Here is a 20,301-nt window from a genome sequence, read left to right as displayed (position 1 = left end):
GATTTCCGCAGCGGATGGACGCGCGGCCCTCCAGGCCGTGGCAGCGGGCGGGGCGGACCGCGCCACCACCGCAACGGCCGTACGGTACACACTCGAGGAGCTCGCCGAACGGGCCCCGGGCAACAGCGTGGAGGTCCGTGTCCCACCCTTCGGCGTCACCCAGTGCGTGGCCGGGCCGCGGCATACCCGTGGCACACCGCCGAACGTGATCGAGACCGACGGCGCCACCTGGCTTGAGCTGATCTCGGGGCGGCAGTCCTGGTCGGAGGCAGTGCAGGCGGGAAAGGTGGCCGCCTCAGGTCTGCGTGCCGATTTATCCGAGGTGCTTCCGCTGTTTCCCGGCCGGTAGAATCTACCTATGGTTTCCGAGCAGCACAGCCCCGAGCGCCGCGAGATTACAGTCCGCCGCGCCCCCCGCTTCGTCCCGTTCCTGGCACTGGGCGTGATCGCCGGGTTTATCGCTGCACTCTTCGTTGCCTACGGCGGCGCCGAGGATCCGAACTTCACGCGCGAGGCAACGTTCGGTTTCTTCACCATGATGTTCGCTATGCCGGGCCTGGTCCTCGGCGCACTGACTGCACTGACCCTGGACTGGGTGAGCGTCCGCAAGTCCCGCCGGGCAACCGTGGAAAGCGTGGATGCCGACGCCCCCGAAGCCTCCGCACCGCAGGAATCCGCGGCCTCGGAAAAGCCTCTGCCGTAACGGTTGCGCACACAGGCGGCCCGGCTCACAACGCGTGAGAGAATGCTTGCATGGCACGCGGAGACGGAAAGCTTTCCCATGATCTATTGCCCGGAGAGAAAGGCCCACAGGACGCCTGTGGAGTCTTTGGAGTCTGGGCCCCCGGCGAAGAGGTAGCGAAGCTTACCTACTACGGGTTGTACGCCCTGCAGCACCGGGGGCAGGAATCGGCGGGCATCGCCACCAGCGACGGCAGCCGCATCAGCGTCTATAAGGACATGGGCCTGGTGTCCCAGGTTTTTGACGAGACAACACTGAACACCCTGCAGGGGCACATCGCGGTGGGCCACTGCAGGTACTCCACCACCGGGGCATCCCACTGGGCGAATGCGCAGCCGACCCTCGGCGCCACGGCCAGCGGCACGGTGGCACTGGCCCACAACGGCAACCTGACCAACTCAGCGGAACTGTATGAACTGATCCTCGAACGGGAGGGCCGCCCCCGCAGCGGCGAAATTGCCCAGGGCAACACTTCCGACACGGCCCTGGTCACCGCACTGCTCAACGGCAGCGACGGACGCTCCCTCGAAGACACGGCCATGGACCTGCTGCCCAAGCTACGCGGCGCATTCTCGTTTGTCTTTATGGACGAGGGCACCCTCTACGCCGCGCGGGACACCTACGGTGTCCGCCCGCTGGTCCTCGGCCGGCTGGAACGCGGCTGGGTGGTGGCCTCCGAGGGGTCCGCACTGGCCACCGTGGGCGCCAGCTTCATCCGCGAAATCAAGCCCGGTGAATTCATCGCCATTGATGAAAACGGTGTCCGCAGCCGAACCTTCGGGGAGCCGACCCCGGCCGGCTGTGTCTTCGAGTACGTATACCTGGCCCGCCCCGACGCCACCATTGCGGGCCGTTCGGTCTACGAATCCCGGGTGGAGATGGGCCGTCAGCTGGCCCGTGAAAACTCGGTCGAAGCAGATATCGTGATTCCCGTCCCCGAGTCCGGCACCCCGGCTGCAGTGGGATACGCCGAGGAATCAGGCATTCCGTTCGCCCACGGGTTCGTGAAGAACTCCTATGTTGGCCGCACCTTCATCCAGCCCAGCCAGACCCTGCGCCAGCTGGGCATCAAGCTGAAACTAAACGCTTTGGAATCGGTGATCCGCGGCAAGCGGGTGGTCGTTGTTGATGACTCGATTGTCCGCGGCAACACCCAGCGGGCCATCGTAAGGATGCTGCACGAGGCCGGCGCCGTCGAGGTTCATGTGAAGATCTCCTCTCCCCCGGTGAAATGGCCCTGCTTTTACGGCATCGACTTCGCCTCCCGCGCCGAGCTCATTGCCAACGGTGCTGCGGTCGAGGAAATCTGCGCGTCCATCGGCGCCGACAGCCTGGCCTACATCTCCGAAGACGGCATGATCGATGCCACCATGCAGCCCCGCGAGCGGCTGTGCACTGCCTGCTTTACCGGCGTGTATCCGATCGAGCTGCCCTCAGCGGACCGGCTCGGCAAGAATCTGCTGGAAACCCAGGGTACGGCCAATCCCGCCGAGAACAGCGGCTCCAACGGCTGCGATCCCGGCCCGGACAGCGAATTCGAGAACCTGCTTAACGATTCCGACAAGAAAGAGGCCGTATGAGCGCCCCTGACACCTCCATCACCTACGCCTCCGCAGGGGTGGACGTCGAAGCCGGAGACAAAGCCGTTGAACTGATGAAGGCCGCGGTGAAGGCCACGCACAATTCCTCGGTCCTGGGCGGCGTGGGAGGATTCGCGGGCCTGTATGACGTCTCCCGCCTCCTGACCTACAAGAAGCCCCTGCTCGCTACCTCCACAGACGGCGTGGGTACCAAGGTCGCCATTGCGCAGGCCCTGGACATCCATGACACCATCGGCTTCGATCTGGTGGGGATGGTTGTCGATGACATTGTTGTGGTGGGCGCCGAGCCGCTGTTCATGACCGACTATATTGCCTGTGGCAAGGTGGTGCCGGAACGGATTGCCGGCATTGTCAGCGGCATTGCGGCTGCCTGCAAGGTTGCCGGTACCGCACTGGTGGGCGGTGAAACCGCTGAGCACCCCGGCCTTCTCGGTGAACACGAGTACGACGTCGCGGGCGCAGCAACCGGCGTTGTGGAAGCCGACAACCTCCTCGGCCCGGAGCGTGTACGCCGCGGCGACGTGGTGATTGGTATGGCAGCCTCCGGCATCCATTCAAACGGTTACTCCCTGGTCCGCCGCGTGATCCACCACGCGGGCTGGCAGCTGGAACGGCAGGTCCCCGACTTCGGCCGCACCCTCGGCGAAGAACTGCTCGAACCGACCCGCGTCTACGCAGCCGACTGCCTTGACCTGGCCCGCCACGAGCCGGCCGGCGTGCATGGCTTCAGCCACGTCACCGGCGGCGGACTCGCGGCCAATCTGGCACGTGTCCTGCCCAAGGGCCTGCAGGCCACAGTGGACCGTTCCACCTGGGAGCTGCCTCCCGTCTTCAAGCTGGTCGCCGAACTGGGGAACGTGCCCAGGCCGGATCTGGAACGCACCCTGAACCTGGGTGTCGGCATGGTAGCCATTGTCGACGCCGCCGGATCGGACGCGGCGCTGCGGCAACTCGCTTCCCGCGGTGTCCCGGCATGGGTGATGGGCACAATCGGTGACGCCGAGGAAACTCCGGCAGGCTCGGACCCTGATTTTGTGCAGGGCGCCAAGGGTGTTGACGGCGGCTCAGTGCGGCTGGTTGGCGACTACGCCTGAGAACGGCAAAGGCCCCGGACCGGTGAAACCTGGTCCGGGGCCCTGGACCCGTAGCGGGTCCGGAGAACCGGTGTTAACGACATTCAGCGGATCCACCCGAAGGTGATCCGCTGAATGCGTGGCAATCGGCCAACGTTTGAGGCTGCCGCTAGCTTATGCGGCGGTCACCCTCATCATCGTCTTCGTCGCCAAATTGATCCGCGTACTTATCCTCATACGCCGAGTAGTCCGGCTCAGCCGGTTCCTCAGGGTATCGGCTCGATGGACGACTCGTGGGTCCTGAGAGCTCACGCTGGAGCGCCGAGTAGTCCGTGGCAGGGGTGAAGTACTTCATTTCCCGTGCCTGCTTGGTTGCTTTTGCCTTTTGACGGCCGCGCCCCATGGCGTGACCCCCTTTTTGCGTCGATCCGGAGGTGGGTCGTTCGGGCAGATGAACGAGGCCTCGGAATATTTGGTCAATTTGTCGTAAGTACAGGTTACATGTTTTCCCGCCGCCTTGTGCCCCCGGCACCCCGACAGGAGCTATTGCCTAACCACTTAGTACAGCTCCCCGACACCCCGTTTCCTGCGCCTGCCCCCGGATATTGGCTAAAGTCAGGGGTAGAGACAGTTTTGGGGCGCTTCGCGGCGCCACCTATAGGGAGGACAGGCGTTCACCATGAGCGATCAGAAAAATACACCGGGAGCGGACTCACCGCCACCGGAGGAGGCCGGTTCGTCATCGGCCTTCCCAGATCTGAGCGCCCGGTCGGACTCCCCCGCTTGGCTCTCCGCTGACGGAAGCCACGACACCGGCCTATGGGAGCGCAGCTTCGAGAACCCGGACAACGCACCGGAGGAGGAGTCCGCCGGCAACGGCACAGCCAGTGACGGCAGTTCCCCCGCCGCGGCTCCGGCCGACAGTGCTCCTGGCGCTGGCCCGGCAGGCGAGGATGCAGACCCCGCGCAGGAACCGGATATCATCCCGGCCGACGACGTAGTGCTTCCAGACGACGTTGTGCTTCCACCGGAACCGGTGGTCGTGGCGCCCGAGGAACTGACGCTTGAAGAACCCGCCCTGGCCGATCCGGCCCTGAGCAGCGATGCAGTTGAGGCCGCCTCGCTGGAGGAAGTTGTCTCTGAAGCGGCCGCTGTGGAAGCGAATGCGGCGGAAGCGGGCAGGCTTTCCGGACTTGAGCCCGCCCCTGCCGGCGCGGAGATCCAGGTCGGCAAGGACGCCGTCGCGGACGCAGCAGAACCTCCGGCCGTTGACGAAGCAGCCACAGATAGCGACGGCGCTGGTGATGGCGACAGCGAGGGCGGCGACGGCGACAGCGTGGGCGGTGACGGCGACGGCGACGGCGACGACGACGGCGACGGCGACGGCGACGGCGACGGCGACGGCGACGACGCAACCGTGGATGCCGGCGATCCCGCGACCGCCGGGACAGCTATTCCTGCACCGGCACCTGCCGACAACACTGCCGGTTCGGACACTGAGCAGGGTTCACAACAGGACGCCGAGCAGGCGGAGCAGGACACACCGGCTGCCAACGCCGCCCCGGACATGGAGGGCGCCGGCGCCACGCCGGCACCTGCTGAGGATGCGGAAGCATCTCCTGAGGACACGGCAGAAGCCGTTGAGGCTGATGCCGCAGCAGAAACCGATGTCGCTCAGAAAGCAGAAACTCCTGTCGACGCGGATGCCGAAGCGCCTGTCGATATGGATGCCGAAACGACGGAGCCGGAAGCTGCGGCGGACGGCCTTGCAGAAGCCGCGGCAGATACCGAGGCAGCGGAGGCCGGGTCAGCCGACGGGGTAATCGAGGACGAGGTAACCGCGGACGGGGTTGCCCCTGATGCCGAGGCAGGAACCGGGGCCGTTGCGGAGGCAGAACGCCCCGCCGGGACAGACGCCGAGGCAACTGAGGAAGATCCTCAGGCTGAGACCTCCGCTGAGACAGACCCCGCTGTCGATGGTGAAGCTGCCGCTGACGGCGAAGGAACAGACGACGCAACTGCCGGCGCGGTTGCCGAACCGGAAGCCGGCGAACCCGATACTGAAAGAGAAGCCGGTGAACCCGGCACGGAGAAGGAAACCGGCGAAACCCCTGCCGACGTCCCCGATGGCAGCCCCGATGGCAGCCGCGAGGATCACCCCCTGCACGGAATCGCGGCCGCAGCACCCGTAACCGGCGCCCTGCCCGAATCTTCCGCGACGTCCGCCGCGGATGCAGCGGGCGCCGAGGGCACCAGTGCCGGCTCCGCAGATGCTGCGCTTCCGGCAACGGGTGCCGTACCGGCCGCTGACACGCGCCGCTCCCGCCGCCTTGCCGAAAGCCAGGCTGCGGGCGCCTCAGCCGCCCGGCAGAATCCTGCCGGAACAGCTGCGGGCACGCCGGGCTCAGGAACTGCAGCCGCCGGGCCTTCCGCAGCGGGCGCAGCAGCCAAACAGGGCGGCTCGACCGGACGCAACACCCGCCTGGCGCTGATCATCGGCGGGATCGTCCTGGCCGCCGTCGTCGCTATCCTGCTATTTGTCTTCGTGTTCAATGACAAGGGCGAAGGCGTGATCGAGGAGAACGTCAACCCGGTGGACCTCGAAACCGGCGCCTGCCTTCAGGACTGGGAAGATGTGAACTCCCGGGCCGACGTCGTGAGCTGCGAGACCCCGCACGACGCCCAGCTGGTAGCCACGGACAGTTTCCCCGACGGGGATGCCTTCCCCGGCACAGCCGCCCTCGAAGAGCGCGTCAATGAAGTCTGCGACGCCGTGGACTTCGCGGATGCCGCAGCTGAATACCCGGACCTGAAGCTGACCAAGTCCATCCCTACAGAGCAGACCTGGTCCAACGGTGACCGGCGGCTGGACTGCTTCGTCTTTGCACCCGAAGGCCAGGAGATCACCGGGTCCCTGCTGCGCTAACCTGTCGGAGCAGCGTCAGAGAACCACAGCAAAAAGGGCTGCACAGCGGGAGTACCCGCCGTGCAGCCCTTCGTCTTTTATAAGGTCGTTCCCTGCCGGACCGGCGTGCCGTTAGCCGGCCGCAGCCACTGTCAGTCCGGTCTCGGCCACCAGGCCGTCGCCGTCCAGTCCGTCGGTGGCCCGGTCCACCAGCACCGTGTCACCGTCGCTGATCTTTCCGGCCAGGATGCCCCGGGCCAGTTTGTCGCCGATCTCGCGCTGCACCAGGCGGCGCAGGGGCCTGGCACCGTAGGCCGGATCGTAGCCGGTAAGCGCAAGCCATTCACGGGCCGCGTCGGTGACGTCCAGTACCAGCCGGCGCTCGTGCAGGCGGGCGGCAAGCGCCCTCACCTGGATGTCGACAATCCGGGTCAGGTCCTCCAGGCTCAGCGGGTCGAACAGGATGACATCGTCCAGGCGGTTGAGGAACTCGGGCTTGAAGTTGGCGTTGACCATGGCCATCACCGATTCCCGTTTCTGGTCCTCATTCATGCCCGGGTCCACCAGGAACTGCGAGCCGAGGTTGGACGTGAGGATGAGGATGACGTTCCGGAAATCCACCGTACGGCCCTGCCCGTCCGTGAGGCGTCCGTCGTCGAGGACCTGCAGCAGAATGTCGAAAACGTCCGGGTGCGCCTTCTCCACCTCGTCCAGCAGGATCACTGAATACGGCCGGCGGCGCACCGCTTCGGTGAGCTGGCCACCCTCTTCGTATCCCACGTATCCGGGGGGTGCTCCCACCAGGCGGGACACGGCGTGCTTCTCGGAGTACTCGCTCATATCGATGCGGACCATGGCCCGCTCATCATCAAAGAGGAAGTCTGCGAGCGCCTTGGCGAGTTCGGTCTTGCCGACGCCGGTGGGGCCCAGGAAGAGGAAGGAGCCGGTGGGGCGGTCCGGGTCGCTGACGCCGGCCCGCGACCTGCGGACAGCATCCGATACTGCAGCCACCGCTTTGGTCTGTCCGATCAGCCGCGACCCGATGACTTCTTCCATGTCCAGCAGTTTCTGGGATTCCCCCTGCAGCATCCGGCCTGCCGGAATGCCGGTCCAGGCCGAAACCACTTCGGCGATGTCGTCCGCCGTGACCTCCTCGGAGACCATCAGCTCCTGGGCCTCGTCACCATATTTGCTCGCCTCTGCCTGCTGGGCGGCTTCGAGCTCCTTCTGCAGGGCGGGAATCTCGCCGTAGAGGATTCGCGACGCCTCGGTGAGGTCACCGTCGCGCTGGGCTTTTTCCGCCAGGCCGCGCAGTTCGTCCACCTTGGCCTTCAGGTCGCCCACCCGGTTCAGGCCGGCCTTTTCAGCTTCCCAGCGGGCATTGAGGGCAGCCAGTTGCTCCTTTCGGTTGGCCATGTCTTCACGCAGCACTTCCAGCCGCTCGATGGAGGCCTGGTCGGTTTCGTTGGCCAGGGCCAGTTCCTCCATGGTCAGGCGGTCAACGGCACGCCGGAGCTCATCGATTTCCTCCGGCGCGGAATCGATTTCCATCCGCAGCCGGGAAGCGGCTTCATCCACCAGGTCAATGGCCTTGTCCGGCAGCTGCCGCCCGGTGATGTACCGGTTGGACAGGGTGGCTGCGGCGACAAGGGCCGAGTCCGCGATGGCAACCTTGTGGTGTGCCTCGTAGCGTTCCTTGAGCCCGCGGAGGATGCCGATAGTATCCGGCACGCTGGGCTCGCCAACGTAAACCTGCTGGAAGCGGCGCTCCAGCGCTGCGTCCTTCTCGATATTCTCCCGGTACTCATCCAGGGTGGTGGCGCCAATCAGCCGCAGCTCGCCCCGGGCCAGCATCGGCTTGAGCATGTTGCCGGCGTCCATGGACCCTTCCGCTGCGCCGGCACCCACCACCGTGTGCAGTTCGTCGATAAAGGTGACAATCTGCCCTTCAGCGTTGGAAATCTCTTCGAGTACGGCCTTGAAGCGTTCCTCGAACTCACCACGGTACTTGGCGCCGGCCACCATGGACCCGAGGTCCAGCGACAGCAGGGTTTTGCCATTCAGCGACTCCGGCACGTCTCCGGCCACAATGCGCTGGGCGAGCCCTTCGACGACGGCGGTCTTGCCAACACCGGGCTCGCCGATGAGCACAGGGTTGTTCTTGGTCCGGCGGCTCAGGACCTGGATGACACGGCGGATTTCCGCATCCCGGCCGATCACCGGGTCCAGCTTGCCCGAGCGGGCCATCTCGGTCAGGTCCGTACTGAATTTCTCCAGTGCCTGGAAGGTGTTCTCCGGATCAGCGTTGGTCACTTTACGATCTCCTCTTACGGATGGAAGCACGGCGATGAGGGCATCATGGCCCGCGTTGTTCTCACGCAAAACCTTGCCCGCCGGCCCGCTGTCGAGGGACAGCCCCAGCAGGAGGTGCTCGGTGGAGACGAAAGCGTCCCCCAGCTGTTCCGCCTCCTGCTGTGCGGCGTTTATAACCTGGAGCAGGGGACGGGAGAACTGCGGCTGGGCCACTGAAGATCCGGAGGAGGAAGGGAGCTGGTGGATGGCGCTGCTGGCTCCGGCACTGACCGTGTCCACGTTGACCCCGGCGGCCTTAAGCAGCGCGACGGCAACGCCCTGCCGCTGGTCCATCAGCGCTTTGAGCAGATGGGAGGGTTCGATCTGCGGATTTCCGGCAGTGTTCGCGTTCATGGCCGCAGCCGAGAGCGCTTCCTGGCTCTTGTTCGTGAATTTGGTGTCCACGGTGGCTCCTCAAAACCTGGGCAGATTCAGCTTTAGCGGTGCTGCTCTAACAAAGTTGAGTCTAATTAGCTCAACTTTGAAAGTAAAGTTATCCACAGCACATCCACCGGCGGACCGGGGTTTTCTGCGGGTGCTCCGGTTCCGCCATTTTGCGGACCGGTCCCAGCCGAAAACTAGAGGGCATGCTCCTGGTCAAAGTCATCCGCGGCCCGTCGCCACCGCGCATTCCGCGCCTCGAACAGCTCCCCCATTGCCTCGTCGGGGCTGAGGTCCGGCATCAGTCCCAGTGCCTTCTCCGGCACCCGGCCCTCCACATACTCTTCCAACTGGTCCAGGAAATACTCCCACCCGGCCCCTCCGGTCCACAGCCCGCCGGCCGGGTCGGAGGTGAGGGCAAACCCCTTGCGCACTGATGCGTAGCGGAGCTCAATCCGCGTTCGGCCGTCCTCTGCCGCCAACCGGAACTCAAGCTCCGCCGGATGCCTCTCCCCCCGGGCCCAGGACACGGTCATCAGGCGGGGAGCATCGCAGCGCAGAATGTCACCGTGGGAACCATCCGGGAGATTCCAGGTGCCGCCCCGGCGAAGGTCCCCGTCAGGTGTACCCAGCCACTGCCCCAACCGCTCCGGGACAGTCAGGGCGGACCATACGTCCCCAATGGGCCATCCGATTTCGCGCACCATAACCACCATGAGCGCATGGCCGGCCTGGATCTGCCGGCGGCCCATGGAGCGTTCCGTTTTGTCCAGAATTATGTCCAGATCGGACATCCGCCCACTCCTCTTTCGAACAACCCGCAACCGCCCAGAGCCGGCATCAGCCGTCGGCGCCGACAGGCTGTCAGCCGGAATTTCCCGTGGAAGCAGCTTGTGGTGTTGGCCACAAAAGTGCCATTTCCAAAAAACGGTAGCAGGGAAACCAGGGTGTGCACAGGGCTCACCGGCTGCCGGGAGCCAGCCGGGACCAGGGCTTCGCCCGACGGCCCTGACGTGGAGGAATGTGACCCACATCTAAGGAATCGAGGGGGCGTCGAGGGCTTTGATAGATTCGAAAATGCCTCCGGATGTGCTTTGCCACTGCCGCTGCCACCGTGAGTCCTGCCGCAGAGTTGCAGCAGGCCGGTGCGCTGCCGCGGCCACATTCAGTGTTTCCCGGCTGCCGGAGCGCCTTTTACAACTCCAAAGCAACCCGAAGGACTGACCCCCCAATGAGCAAACTTGCGGAACCGGAGACAGCGGAGACCGCTGTGCCGCGAACCCGGGTAAACAAGACGGTCTTCATCGGTTCAGCTACCGGAATCCTCGCCATCGCCCTGTGGGCCATGCTGGCCGCCGACAACGCTGAGACGGTCATCGGCTCCATGGTGGGTTGGGTCTCCAAGAACATGGGCTGGTACTACTTCCTGGTGGTCAGCCTCGTTGTGGTTTTTGTTCTGGTCACAGCACTGACACGCGTGGGCAAGACCAAGCTGGGCCCTGACCACTCCAAACCGCAGTTCGGCGTCTTCACCTGGGCGTCCATGCTTTTTGCCGCAGGCATCGGGATTGACCTGATGTTCTTCTCGGTCTCGGAGCCGGTCACCCAGTATCTGGCGCCGCCCACCGGGGACGGCGCCACCGCGGAGGCCGCCCGGCAGGCACTGGTGCTGACACTGTTCCACTACGGAATCACCGGGTGGGCGCTGTACGCACTGATGGGCCTGGCACTGGGCTACTTCGCCTACCGGCACAACCTGCCCCTGAGCATCCGTTCGGCCCTGTATCCGATCTTCGGCAGGAAAATCGATGGTCCGCTCGGCCACGGCGTGGATATTGCCGCCCTGCTCGGCACCATCTTCGGCATCGCCACGTCCCTCGGCATCGGCGTCGTCCAGCTGAACTACGGCCTGAGCTTTATGTTCGGGCTGCCCGAAAACCTGACCGTGCAAATCGCACTGATTGCACTTTCCGTCATTATGGCCACCGTCTCAGTGGTTTCCGGCGTTGAGAAGGGCATCCGGCGGCTGTCCGAACTCAACGTCATCCTCGCCGTCTGCCTGATGCTGTTTGTGCTCATCGCAGGCAAAACCAACTTCCTGCTCGACGGGATTGTCCAGAACATCGGTGACGTCCTGAGCCGTTTCCCCGCCATGACCATGGACACCATGGCCTATGACCGTCCGGACGCGTGGCTCAGCTCCTGGACATTGTTCTTCTGGGCCTGGTGGATTGCCTGGGCTCCGTTCGTGGGCCTGTTCCTGGCCCGGATTTCGCGCGGCCGCACCATCCGGCAGTTTGTGCTGGGCACCATGGTTGTCCCGTTCGCCTTCATCCTGCTGTGGATCTCCATCTTCGGCAATTCCGCCCTGGAGCTGGTGATGGGCGGCAACGCGGCATTCGGCGAAGTGGCCATGAACCAGCCCGAACGGGCCTTCTACGGACTGCTGGAGCAGTACCCGTGGGCGCCGGCCACAGCGGCCATCGCCACCTTCACCGGACTGCTGTTCTACGTGACATCCGCAGACTCCGGTGCCCTGGTCATGGCCAACTTCACCTCTCACCTCAAGGACGCGGATTCCGACGGCCCCAAGTGGCTGCGGGTCTTCTGGGCCGTGGTGACCGGCCTGCTCACCCTGGCCATGCTGATGGTTGGCGGTGTCACCACCCTGCAGAACGCCACCATCATCATGGGACTGCCGCTGTCCATCCTGCTGCTGTTCATCATGCTGGGCGTATACAAGGCCCTGCGGGTGGAGAACTCCCTGACGGACAGTTACCGCGCCTCCCTGCCGAGCATCATTGCCGGCCGCAGCCTGGACGCGCGCGGCGGACGCAGCTGGCGCCAGCGACTCTCCCGCGTGATGACCTACCCGGGTCCGCGGCAGGTGGAACGCTTCATCGAAACCGTTGCCCGCCCTGCCCTGCAGGAAGTCCACGACGAACTCAAGGAACGCGGCGCCGACGTCGCGCTCTGCGAAGGCGAGGCGGCACCGCACGGCATCCATCACCTGGACCTGCAGGTGGGAATGGCCGAGGAACGCGTTTTCAAATACCAGATCTACCCCGTGCAGTACGACACCCCGTCCTACGCCACCAACGCGTCGGCGGACAGCAAGTACTTCCGCATGGAGGTGTTCTCCCTTGAGGGCAGCCACGGCTACGACCTCATGGGCTACACGAAGGAACAGGTCATCACCGATGTCCTGGACCACTACGAGACCCACCTGGAGTTCCTGCACCTCAACCGAGAGGTGCCGGGCAATACCTCCATCACGGAGGACCAGGTTCCGAAAGACAACTGGGAAGCTGACTTTGTCAGCGAGGAGGGACGAGCATGACAACGGCCACTTTGTTCATCGACGGAGCATGGGTGCCCGCATCCGACGGCGGCATCCGCGAGATCCACAACCCGGCCGACGGCGAGTTCGTCGCCGCTGTCTCCGAGGCGACCCGTGAAGACACCGAACGGGCGATCGCCGCGGCCAAGGCGGCGTGGGAGCGCGGGGAATGGTCCTCCGTGCCGGCTCCGGAGCGCGGGGACTTCCTGCTGAAGGTCGCTGCCCGGCTGCGCGAGCGGAAGGATGAATTTGCCCGTGCGGAGACGCTGGACACCGGCAAGCGCCTGGTGGAAAGCGAAATCGACATGGATGACATCGCTGCCTGCTTCAGCTACTTCGGCAAGATCGCCGCATCCAACGCGGGCCGGATGGTGGACGCAGGCAACAACGACGTCGTCAGCCGGATCGAGTACGAACCCGTGGGTGTCTGCGGGCTGATCGCCCCGTGGAACTACCCCCTGCTGCAGGCAGCATGGAAGATCGCACCCGCACTGGCAGCCGGTTGCACCTTCATCCTTAAGCCCTCCGAGCTGACCCCGCACACCGCCATCCTGATGATGCAGGTGCTCGAGGAACTCGGCCTGCCCCGCGGCGTTGCCAACCTGGTGCTCGGCGCCGGGCCCGTGGCCGGAGCACCGCTCTCCGAGTCCCCGGACGTGGACCTGGTCTCCTTCACCGGCGGCGTGGCCACCGGCAAGATCATCGCCGCCGCCGCGGCCAAGACCGTGAAGAAGGTCGCCCTGGAACTGGGCGGCAAGAACCCCAACGTTATTTTCGCCGACGCCGACTTCGACGCCGCACTGGACAACGCCCTGAACGCCGCCTTTGTCCACTCCGGCCAGGTCTGCTCAGCCGGTGCCCGGCTGCTGGTTGAGGAACCGATTGCCGAACGTTTCGTAGATGAGCTGGTACGCCGCGCCGAAATGATCCGGATGGGCGGACCCTTCGACGAAAAGGCCGAAACCGGGCCGCTGATCTCCGCCGCGCACCGTGACAAGGTCACCGCCTACGTCAACAAGGCAGTGGAGGAAGGCGCCCGTATCCGCTGCGGCGGCACCTGGGGCACCGGGGACCTGGAAAAGGGCTTCTACTACGCCCCGACCGTGCTGGACAACGTCAAGCGCGGCGGCTCCTCCCTGATGGATGAAGCCTTCGGCCCGGTCGTCACGGTGGAAACCTTTAACGGCGAAAACGAGGCCGTGGAACTGGCCAATGACACCGACTACGGGCTGGCCGGAGCCGTCTGGACGCAGGACGCCGGCAAGAGCCAGCGCGTTGCCCGCCGGATGCGCGCCGGCACCGTCTGGATCAATGACTTCCACCCGTACCTGCCGCAGGCCGAATGGGGCGGCTACGGACAGTCCGGCATCGGCCGTGAACTGGGCCCCACGGGACTGGGCGAATACCAGGAAGCCAAGCACATTTACCAGAACATCAACCCGCAGGTGACCGGCTGGTTCACCGATCACGGAAAGGGCTAGGACCTTATGGCTGAGAAGACGGAATTCGACTACATCGTGGTCGGCGGCGGGTCCGCCGGCGCGGCTGTAGCGGCCCGCCTGAGCGAAGATCCCGACGTCGAGGTGGCACTGGTCGAGGCCGGGCCCGATGACCGCGGGCTCGATGAGATCCTGCAGCTGGACCGCTGGATGGAGCTCCTGGAATCCGGCTACGACTGGGATTACCAGATTGAACCGCAGGAAAACGGCAACTCCTTTATGCGCCATGCCCGGGCCAAGGTGATGGGCGGGTGTTCCAGCCACAACTCCTGCATTGCCTTCTGGGCTCCCCGCGAAGACATTGACGAGTGGGAAACCAAGTTTGGCGCCGAGGGATGGAACGCCAAGATGGCCTGGGAGCTGTACCGGAAGCTTGAGTCCAATGAGGACGCCGGCCCCGATGCACCCCATCACGGCGATTCCGGTCCCGTGCACCTGATGAACATCCCCGCCAATGATCCGTGCGGCGTCGCCCTGCTGGACGCCTGCGAGCAGTCCGGCATCCCGCGGGTTAAGTTCAACACCGGGGAAACCGTGATTAACGGCGCCAACTTCTTCCAGATCAACCGCCGTGCCGACGGGACCCGTTCCTCCTCCTCCGTCTCCTACATCCACCCGATCATGGAGCGGAAGAACTTCACCCTGCTCACCGGGTACCTGGCCAAGGAACTGACCTTCGATGGCGCGAACCGCTGCACCGGCGTCGACGTCGTTGACAACCCGTTCGGCCGTGCCAAGCACCTGGGTGCCCGCCGGGAGGTCATTGTTTCCGCCGGAGCCATCGACTCCCCGAAGCTGCTGATGCTCTCCGGCATCGGCCCGAAGGAACATCTTCAGGAGCGGGGCGTTGAGGTCCGGGTGGATTCCCCCGGAGTCGGCGAGAACCTGCAGGACCATCCTGAAGGCGTGATCCAGTGGGAGGCGAAGAAGCCGATGCCCGAAACCTCCACCCAGTGGTGGGAGATCGGTGTCTTCACTCCCACCGAGGACGGGTTGGACCGTCCGGACCTGATGTTCCACTACGGTTCGGTGCCGTTTGACATGCATACCCTGCGCCACGGCTACCCCACCACGGAGAACGGTTTCTGCCTGACTCCGAATGTTACCCATGCCCGTTCCCGCGGCACGGTCCGGCTGCGGAGCCGGGACTTCCGGGACAAGCCGATGGTGGATCCGCGCTACTTCACCGACCCGCACGATATGCGGGTCATGGTGGCCGGCATCAAAAAGGCCCGCGAGATCGTGGCCCAGCCGGCCATGGTCGAATGGGCCGGCGAGGAGCTGTACCCGGGCAAGGACGTGCAGACGGACGAGCAGATCGCCGAGTACATCAAAAAAACGCACAACACCGTCTACCACCCGGCCGGAACCGTACGGATGGGCGCCGCTGACGATCCGATGGCTCCGCTTGACCCGCAGCTGCGGGTCAAGGGCGTCACCGGACTGCGGGTCGCCGATGCATCGGCGATGCCGGAACTGGTGACCGTCAACCCGAACATCACCACCATGATGATCGGTGAGCGCTGCGCGGAGCTGGTGAAGGCAGACCGCACCGCCTAGTATTCCGCGCGACGTAACAAAGGGCGGCCGGAGCGCATCCGGCCGCCCTTTGTGCGTGTCAGCGGGCATCTTCCGTCACCCTGCACGGGTAGCCTGTCCGGATGGGGAAAAACCGTGCAACCGTTTCCGTACTCGCAGCTGCCCTGGCCTTCACTCTGGTGTCCTGTTCCGCGGACAAACCTGCCCCGGACGACGCCGCCGCCGAGCTGGCACGCGGACTGAGCGGTGCCGATGTTTCGGAGTCGGCGTTCACCGCCGGGACCGCCACAGAAGTGAACACCGAGCTGGAGACCCTGCTGGCGGGCATGGGCCCGGTCCGTCCCGCCGTGACCGTGGCCGGTGTGGACGAGGATCCCGGGGATGACGACGCCGCCACCGCCCGGCTGGCCTATGCCTGGGACGTCAACGGCGATTCAACACCCGACTGGAATTACGAGAGCACCGCCCAGCTTCGCCGCGGCGACGACGGCGCCTGGCTGGTGGAGTGGTCACCTTCAGTCCTGTTCGATTCACTGCAGGACGGCGATAAGCTGGTCCGCACCGCCAATGCCCTGATCCCCCGCGCGGACATCCTGGACCGCAACGGGAAACCCCTGATGGGCGCCCGGCCGGTGCTGCGGATCGGCATCAGCAAACCGGATGTGCCGGAGGGGCTGCAGGCGACCTCCGCCGCTGCCCTCGCCGAGCTGGCCGGACTGGATCCGGCCGCTTACACCGCACAGGTTGAGGCCTCCGGGCCGGAGGCCTTCGTTGAAGCCATTGTCCAGCGCGCGGAGGCGGAGGGCCCGGTCACCGTCGCCGACGTCGAAGCCATTCCCGGCGCGGTTGCCCTGCCGTCCGAACGGGTCCTGGCACCCACCCGGGAGTTTGCACGGGCGCTGCTGGGGACCGTGGGCGAAGCCACAGCGGAACTGATCGAAAACTCCGAAGGCCGGCTGGCGCCCGGTGATACCGCCGGACTCTCCGGCCTGCAGCAGCAGTACGACGAACAGCTGCGGGGCAGCGACGGAGTGGAAATCACGGTGGAAAGCGCCGACGGTGCCAGCACCAGCGTGATGACCCTTGACCCCGAGCCCGGCACCAGCCTGCAGACAACCCTCGATCCCGGGCTGCAGACGCTCGCCGAGTCCGTCCTGGCAGATGAGCCCTCGGCGTCGGCCATCGTTGCCATCCAGCCCTCCACCGGTGAGATCCTCACCGTCGCCAACGGCCCCGGCAGCGAAGGCCAGCAGACGGCCCTGCTGGGCCAGTACCCGCCCGGCTCCACCTTCAAGACCGCTACGGCGCTTGCCATGCTGCGCACCGGCACCACGGAGGAGACCACTGTCCAGTGTCCGGCCGAGCTCACCGTGGACGGGCGGCGGTTCGCCAACGTACCCGGTTACCCGGCCGCGGCGACCGGCGACATTCCACTGCGCACTGCGTTCGCCAATTCCTGCAACACCGCGTTCCTCAATGCACGGGACAGCGTGTCCCAGCAGAACCTCGCGGCAGCAGCGGCAGATCTGGGGATAGGTGTTGAGGCGTCCCTCGGCACGCCGGCCTTCTTCGGGTCCGTTCCTGCCGCTGCAGAGGGAACCGCCCATGCGGCGTCGCTGATCGGCCAGGGCGAAATACTCGTCAGCCCGCTGGCGATGGCCGTGGCAGGCGCGTCCATCAGCACCGGCGAACGCGTTGCCCCCTCACTCATCCGCAACGGCACGGCTGACGGCGATTCTGCTGCCCCCTCCCCTGACACGACCTCGTCCGCCGCTGCGCCGGGCAACCTGACTCCGGCCGAGGCTGAGTCACTGCGGCAGATGATGCGCGCGGTGGTCACCGCGGGCGGTGTGCAGATGCTGAGTGAGGTGCCCGGGGATCCGGTGCTGGCCAAGACCGGCACCGCGGAATTCGGCAGCGAGGATCCCCCGCAGACCCACGCCTGGGTGCTTGCCCTCCAGGGCGATTTGGCCGTGGCGGTGTTCGTGGAGCAGGGTGAACGCGGTTCCACCTCGGGCGGACCGCTGATGAAGGCCTTCCTGGAAGGCGTGCCCCGCGGCTAGGCGTGCCCGCTAGCCGCCCCGGGTTAGGCCTGCCCGAGGTTAGTACTGCCCCGGCTGCTGGTACGGCCCGGGCTGTGGGTACTGTCCCGGCACCGTCCGCCCCGCATACCCCGGCTGCCGGTAGGCGTTTCCTGCATAGGGAGTGATCTGCCAGCTATCCGTAGGCACAATGACCTTTCCCAGCGGCATCAGGGAAATGGGCACCATCTTCAGGTTCGCGATCCCCAGCGGAATGCCGACAATGCTGACGAACATCGGAATGGCGGTGACCACGTGGCCGATGGCAATCCAGATCCCTGCCAGCAGCAGCCAGATGATGTTGCCCACCAGGCTCAGCGGACCGGAGAATCCGCCGCGGTCAACCACTGTCCGGCCGAAGGGCCAGAGGGCGTAGTTAGCGATCCGGAAGGAGGCTATGCCGAACGGAATCGTCACGATCAGCAGGCAGCAGAGCACCCCTGCCAGCGCATACCCCAGCGCCAGCCAGATGCCGCCGAACAGGAGCCAGATGACATTCAGGATCGCTTTCATCCACCCATTCTTCTCCACCGGCCATTGTTAAGCCACGGCCCCGGGCCTGCTTGGCCGCGCCGGGCCCCGCTGGCCTAGACTGGCGGCATGCCGACCTCCGAAGAAGCCACCGCAGACCAACTCACTTCCAACCAGTGCTGGGACTACATCCGGCGGGCACAGTTCGGCCGGCTGGCCGTCATTGTGGACGGGCGGCCGGAGATTTTCCCGATCAACTTTGCCGTGGACCACGGCAGCGTGGTTTTCCGCACCGCCGCGGGCACCAAGCTCTCCGGCGCACTGTCCGGAAACACCGTCGCCTTCGAAATCGACGGCTATGATGACAACCTTTCCTCCGCCTGGAGCGTGGTCCTCAAGGGCACCGCTTCCCTGCTGGCGGACAACGAGGACCTTCTGGCCTCCGAAGACCTGCCCCTGTTCCCCTGGCAGGCGGGTACCAAAAACGCATTTGTGCGGATTGAGCCGGAGGTGACTTCCGGACGCCGGTTCATCATTTCCAACGTCGCGCGCCGCAACGTCCTGCGCGGCATGGGCCTGTACACCGAGTAGGTCCGCTGCCCGGACACAGCGAAAAGGCGCCGCTTCCCGAGGGGGAGGCGGCGCCTTTTTCTTTGCCAGTGCCTGGGGCACTGGCAATTATTTAGCGTGAACGGCGCTCGTTGGATGCCGGAGCGGTAGCGCGGCGGGAACCGCCGGCACGTGCCGGACGGCCGGCAGCAGTTCCGCCGGAACGCTGGCCGGCGCCTGCACCTTCAGCGCGCTGGCCCGTGGCGGGGCGCCGGTTGCGTCCGGAGGCCGTGGCTGCGCCGGCGCTTGTGCGGCGGCCTTCCACGGCGCGGGCCGGACGCTGGGTGCGTGCGCCGTCACCGGCGGCTGCGCGATCATTGCGTTCGCTGCGGTCCATCCGCTCGGGGCGTTCGGCAGAGACGCGGCCGCGTCCGCCGTTGCCGCCGCGTCCGCCGGCGCGGGGGGCGCTGGTGCCGCGGGCGGCGCGCTTGCGCTGGGCGTTGGCGCCGGTGGAACGGCCGCCGCCCTGCTGCGGGGACTTGGCCGCGAGCTGCGCGGCGCGGACGTGCGGGTCCACCACGGCAGCGCGTTCGCCGATGAGCTTGGCGATTGACGGTGAGTTGTGGCTGACCTTTTCAATGGAGACGTCCACACCGGCTGCCTTCATCAGCTTGGACACTTCGCTCTTCTGCTCCGGAAGGGTCAGGGTCACCACGGTGCCGTCGGAACCGGCGCGAGCGGTACGGCCCGAGCGGTGCAGGTACGCCTTGTGTTCCGTGGGCGGATCGATGTGGACCACAAGCTCCACGTCATCCACGTGCACGCCGCGGGCGGCGACGTCAGTGGCGACCAGGACGCGGACATCGCCGGAAGCGAATTCGGCCAGGTTCCGGTCACGGGCGTTCTGGGACAGGTTGCCGTGGAGATCCACCGTGGGGATGCCGCTGTCCGTAAGGAACTTGGCCATCTTGCGGGCGTGGTGCTTGGTGCGCATGAACATGATGCGGCGGCCCTGGCCGGAGGCCAGTTCCTTGACCAGCAGCTTCTTGGCGGTCTGGTCCTGGACCAGCAGCACGTGGTGTTCCATGGTGGTGACTGCGGCCTGCGGGTCATCCACGGAGTGCGTCAGCGGGTTGGACAGGTAGCGGCGGACGAGCTTGTCCACGCCGTTGTCCAGGGTGGCGGAGAAGAGCATACGCTGGCCCTTTTCCGGGGTGCGGTCCAGCAGTCGCTGGACCACCGGAAGGAAGCCGAGATCGGCCATGTGGTCGGCCTCGTCCAGCACGGTGATTTCCACGGACTCGAGGCTGATGACCTTCTGCTTCATCAGGTCTTCGAGCCGGCCGGGGCAGGCGATGACGATGTCGACGCCGGCCTTCAGCGCCTTTTCCTGGCGCTGCTGGGAGACGCCGCCGTAGATCACGGTGGTGTTCAGGCCCAGTTCCTTGGCCAGCGGTTCGATCACGTTGTTGATCTGGGTGGCCAGCTCGCGGGTCGGTGCCAGGACCAGGCCCAGCGGGCGGTTGGGCCGGCGGCGGTAGGCGGCTTCGGCGTCGGCCAGCCGGGCAACCAGCGGGAGCGAGAATGCGAGGGTCTTGCCCGAGCCGGTGCGGCCGCGGCCCAGGACGTCGCGTCCCTTGAGGGTGTCCGGGAGGGTCTCCACCTGAATGGGGAAAGGCTCGGCAATTCCGGCAGCGGCGAGGGAGGAAACAAGCGCCTTGGGCACGCCAAGGGCAGCAAAAGTAGTCATTAAAAGACAGGCAACTTT

14 protein-coding genes and 1 pseudogene are annotated in these 20,301 nt (G+C 65.6%); 10 read left to right on the top strand and 5 right to left on the bottom strand.

The annotated features are described in order from the left end of the window. Position 1: 1 nt before the first annotated feature. From AC5RVB_RS05250 to purM, 4 genes are read left to right on the top strand one after another with little or no spacing between them, the layout of a single operon-like run. Positions 2-349, top strand: coding sequence for a sterol carrier family protein (locus AC5RVB_RS05250; protein ID WP_494142148.1), 348 nt, complete (start codon positions 2-4; stop codon positions 347-349). A gap of 9 nt (positions 350-358) precedes the next feature. Then, on the top strand, positions 359-703 hold the full coding sequence (locus AC5RVB_RS05245; RefSeq protein WP_494142147.1) for a hypothetical protein: 345 nt from the start codon (positions 359-361) through the stop codon (positions 701-703). Positions 704-753: 50 nt separating this feature from the next. Further along, positions 754-2,322, top strand: coding sequence for an amidophosphoribosyltransferase (gene purF, locus AC5RVB_RS05240; protein ID WP_290244084.1), 1,569 nt, complete (start codon positions 754-756; stop codon positions 2,320-2,322). Next, complete coding sequence (purM, locus tag AC5RVB_RS05235) at positions 2,319-3,437, top strand: phosphoribosylformylglycinamidine cyclo-ligase (protein ID WP_227928555.1); 1,119 nt, start codon at positions 2,319-2,321, stop codon at positions 3,435-3,437. Before purF ends, purM begins: the two co-directional genes overlap by 4 nt. A 148-nt stretch (positions 3,438-3,585) precedes the next feature. On the opposite strand, the gene AC5RVB_RS05230 is transcribed toward purM, so the two are convergent. Further along, on the bottom strand, positions 3,586-3,819 hold the full coding sequence (locus AC5RVB_RS05230) for a DUF3073 domain-containing protein (RefSeq protein ID WP_227902565.1): 234 nt from the start codon (positions 3,817-3,819) through the stop codon (positions 3,586-3,588). Positions 3,820-4,095: 276 nt separating this feature from the next. Between AC5RVB_RS05230 and AC5RVB_RS05225 the strand changes: the two genes are divergently transcribed. Next, positions 4,096-6,342 carry a septum formation family protein gene (locus AC5RVB_RS05225; RefSeq protein ID WP_494142146.1) on the top strand — a complete coding sequence of 749 codons (2,247 nt, stop codon included), beginning with the start codon at positions 4,096-4,098 and terminating at the stop codon, positions 6,340-6,342. A gap of 111 nt (positions 6,343-6,453) precedes the next feature. Here the strand turns inward: AC5RVB_RS05225 and clpB are convergent, their stop codons facing one another. Then, entirely contained in the window at positions 6,454-9,078 is a 2,625-nt protein-coding gene (gene clpB, locus AC5RVB_RS05220; RefSeq protein WP_227902568.1) for an ATP-dependent chaperone ClpB, read from the bottom strand. A gap of 173 nt (positions 9,079-9,251) precedes the next feature. Further along, the gene (locus AC5RVB_RS05215; protein WP_494142145.1) at positions 9,252-9,848 is read right to left on the bottom strand and encodes an SRPBCC domain-containing protein; all 597 of its coding nucleotides are present in this window, start codon (positions 9,846-9,848) and stop codon (positions 9,252-9,254) included. A gap of 437 nt (positions 9,849-10,285) precedes the next feature. On the opposite strand from AC5RVB_RS05215, the gene betT reads away from it, so the two are divergent. The 4 genes from betT to AC5RVB_RS05195 all read left to right on the top strand — a co-directional run bounded on the left by betT (position 10,286) and on the right by AC5RVB_RS05195 (position 17,495). Then, positions 10,286-12,394 (top strand): choline BCCT transporter BetT, encoded by a 2,109-nt coding sequence (gene betT, locus AC5RVB_RS05210; protein WP_494142144.1) that lies wholly within the window; start codon positions 10,286-10,288, stop codon positions 12,392-12,394. After that, a complete protein-coding gene (locus tag AC5RVB_RS05205; protein WP_494142143.1) occupies positions 12,391-13,875 on the top strand; it encodes an aldehyde dehydrogenase family protein in 1,485 nt (494 codons plus the stop codon). The genes betT and AC5RVB_RS05205 overlap by 4 nt, the downstream gene beginning before the upstream one ends. A gap of 6 nt (positions 13,876-13,881) precedes the next feature. After that, positions 13,882-15,453: a GMC family oxidoreductase gene (locus AC5RVB_RS05200; RefSeq protein ID WP_494142142.1), complete on the top strand. Its 1,572-nt coding sequence runs from the start codon at positions 13,882-13,884 to the stop codon at positions 15,451-15,453. A 101-nt stretch (positions 15,454-15,554) separates the two neighbouring features. Then, complete coding sequence (locus tag AC5RVB_RS05195) at positions 15,555-17,495, top strand: penicillin-binding transpeptidase domain-containing protein (protein WP_494142141.1); 1,941 nt, start codon at positions 15,555-15,557, stop codon at positions 17,493-17,495. A 135-nt stretch (positions 17,496-17,630) separates the two neighbouring features. Here AC5RVB_RS05195 and AC5RVB_RS05190 read toward each other — a convergent pair. Next, positions 17,631-18,026: pseudogene (locus tag AC5RVB_RS05190) on the bottom strand (YccF domain-containing protein); the annotation flags it as partial. Positions 18,027-18,113: 87 nt separating this feature from the next. Here AC5RVB_RS05190 and AC5RVB_RS05185 point away from each other — a divergent pair. Beyond that, positions 18,114-18,575: a pyridoxamine 5'-phosphate oxidase family protein gene (locus AC5RVB_RS05185; protein ID WP_494142140.1), complete on the top strand. Its 462-nt coding sequence runs from the start codon at positions 18,114-18,116 to the stop codon at positions 18,573-18,575. A gap of 91 nt (positions 18,576-18,666) precedes the next feature. On the opposite strand, the gene AC5RVB_RS05180 is transcribed toward AC5RVB_RS05185, so the two are convergent. Continuing rightward, positions 18,667-20,283 carry a DEAD/DEAH box helicase gene (locus AC5RVB_RS05180; protein ID WP_494142139.1) on the bottom strand — a complete coding sequence of 539 codons (1,617 nt, stop codon included), beginning with the start codon at positions 20,281-20,283 and terminating at the stop codon, positions 18,667-18,669. Positions 20,284-20,301 lie beyond the last annotated feature (18 nt).

The organism is Arthrobacter sp. Y3225209 (assembly GCF_059090685.1).
The sequence above is the reverse complement of the archived record's forward strand: the minus strand, read 5'-3'. Positions and strand labels throughout refer to the sequence as shown.

Excerpts from the sequence above, each read along its gene's own strand:
- AC5RVB_RS05245 (WP_494142147.1), top strand. The coding sequence starts at position 359 with ATGGTTTCCGAGCAGCACAGCCCCGAGCGCCGCGAGATTACAGTCCGC.
- purF (WP_290244084.1), top strand. The coding sequence starts at position 754 with ATGGCACGCGGAGACGGAAAGCTTTCCCATGATCTATTGCCCGGAGAG.
- purM (WP_227928555.1), top strand. The coding sequence starts at position 2,319 with ATGAGCGCCCCTGACACCTCCATCACCTACGCCTCCGCAGGGGTGGAC.
- AC5RVB_RS05230 (WP_227902565.1), bottom strand. The coding sequence starts at position 3,819 with ATGGGGCGCGGCCGTCAAAAGGCAAAAGCAACCAAGCAGGCACGGGAA.
- AC5RVB_RS05225 (WP_494142146.1), top strand. The coding sequence starts at position 4,096 with ATGAGCGATCAGAAAAATACACCGGGAGCGGACTCACCGCCACCGGAG.
- AC5RVB_RS05215 (WP_494142145.1), bottom strand. The coding sequence starts at position 9,848 with ATGTCCGATCTGGACATAATTCTGGACAAAACGGAACGCTCCATGGGC.
- betT (WP_494142144.1), top strand. The coding sequence starts at position 10,286 with ATGAGCAAACTTGCGGAACCGGAGACAGCGGAGACCGCTGTGCCGCGA.
- AC5RVB_RS05205 (WP_494142143.1), top strand. The coding sequence starts at position 12,391 with ATGACAACGGCCACTTTGTTCATCGACGGAGCATGGGTGCCCGCATCC.
- AC5RVB_RS05200 (WP_494142142.1), top strand. The coding sequence starts at position 13,882 with ATGGCTGAGAAGACGGAATTCGACTACATCGTGGTCGGCGGCGGGTCC.
- AC5RVB_RS05195 (WP_494142141.1), top strand. The coding sequence starts at position 15,555 with ATGGGGAAAAACCGTGCAACCGTTTCCGTACTCGCAGCTGCCCTGGCC.
- AC5RVB_RS05185 (WP_494142140.1), top strand. The coding sequence starts at position 18,114 with ATGCCGACCTCCGAAGAAGCCACCGCAGACCAACTCACTTCCAACCAG.
- AC5RVB_RS05180 (WP_494142139.1), bottom strand. The coding sequence starts at position 20,283 with ATGACTACTTTTGCTGCCCTTGGCGTGCCCAAGGCGCTTGTTTCCTCC.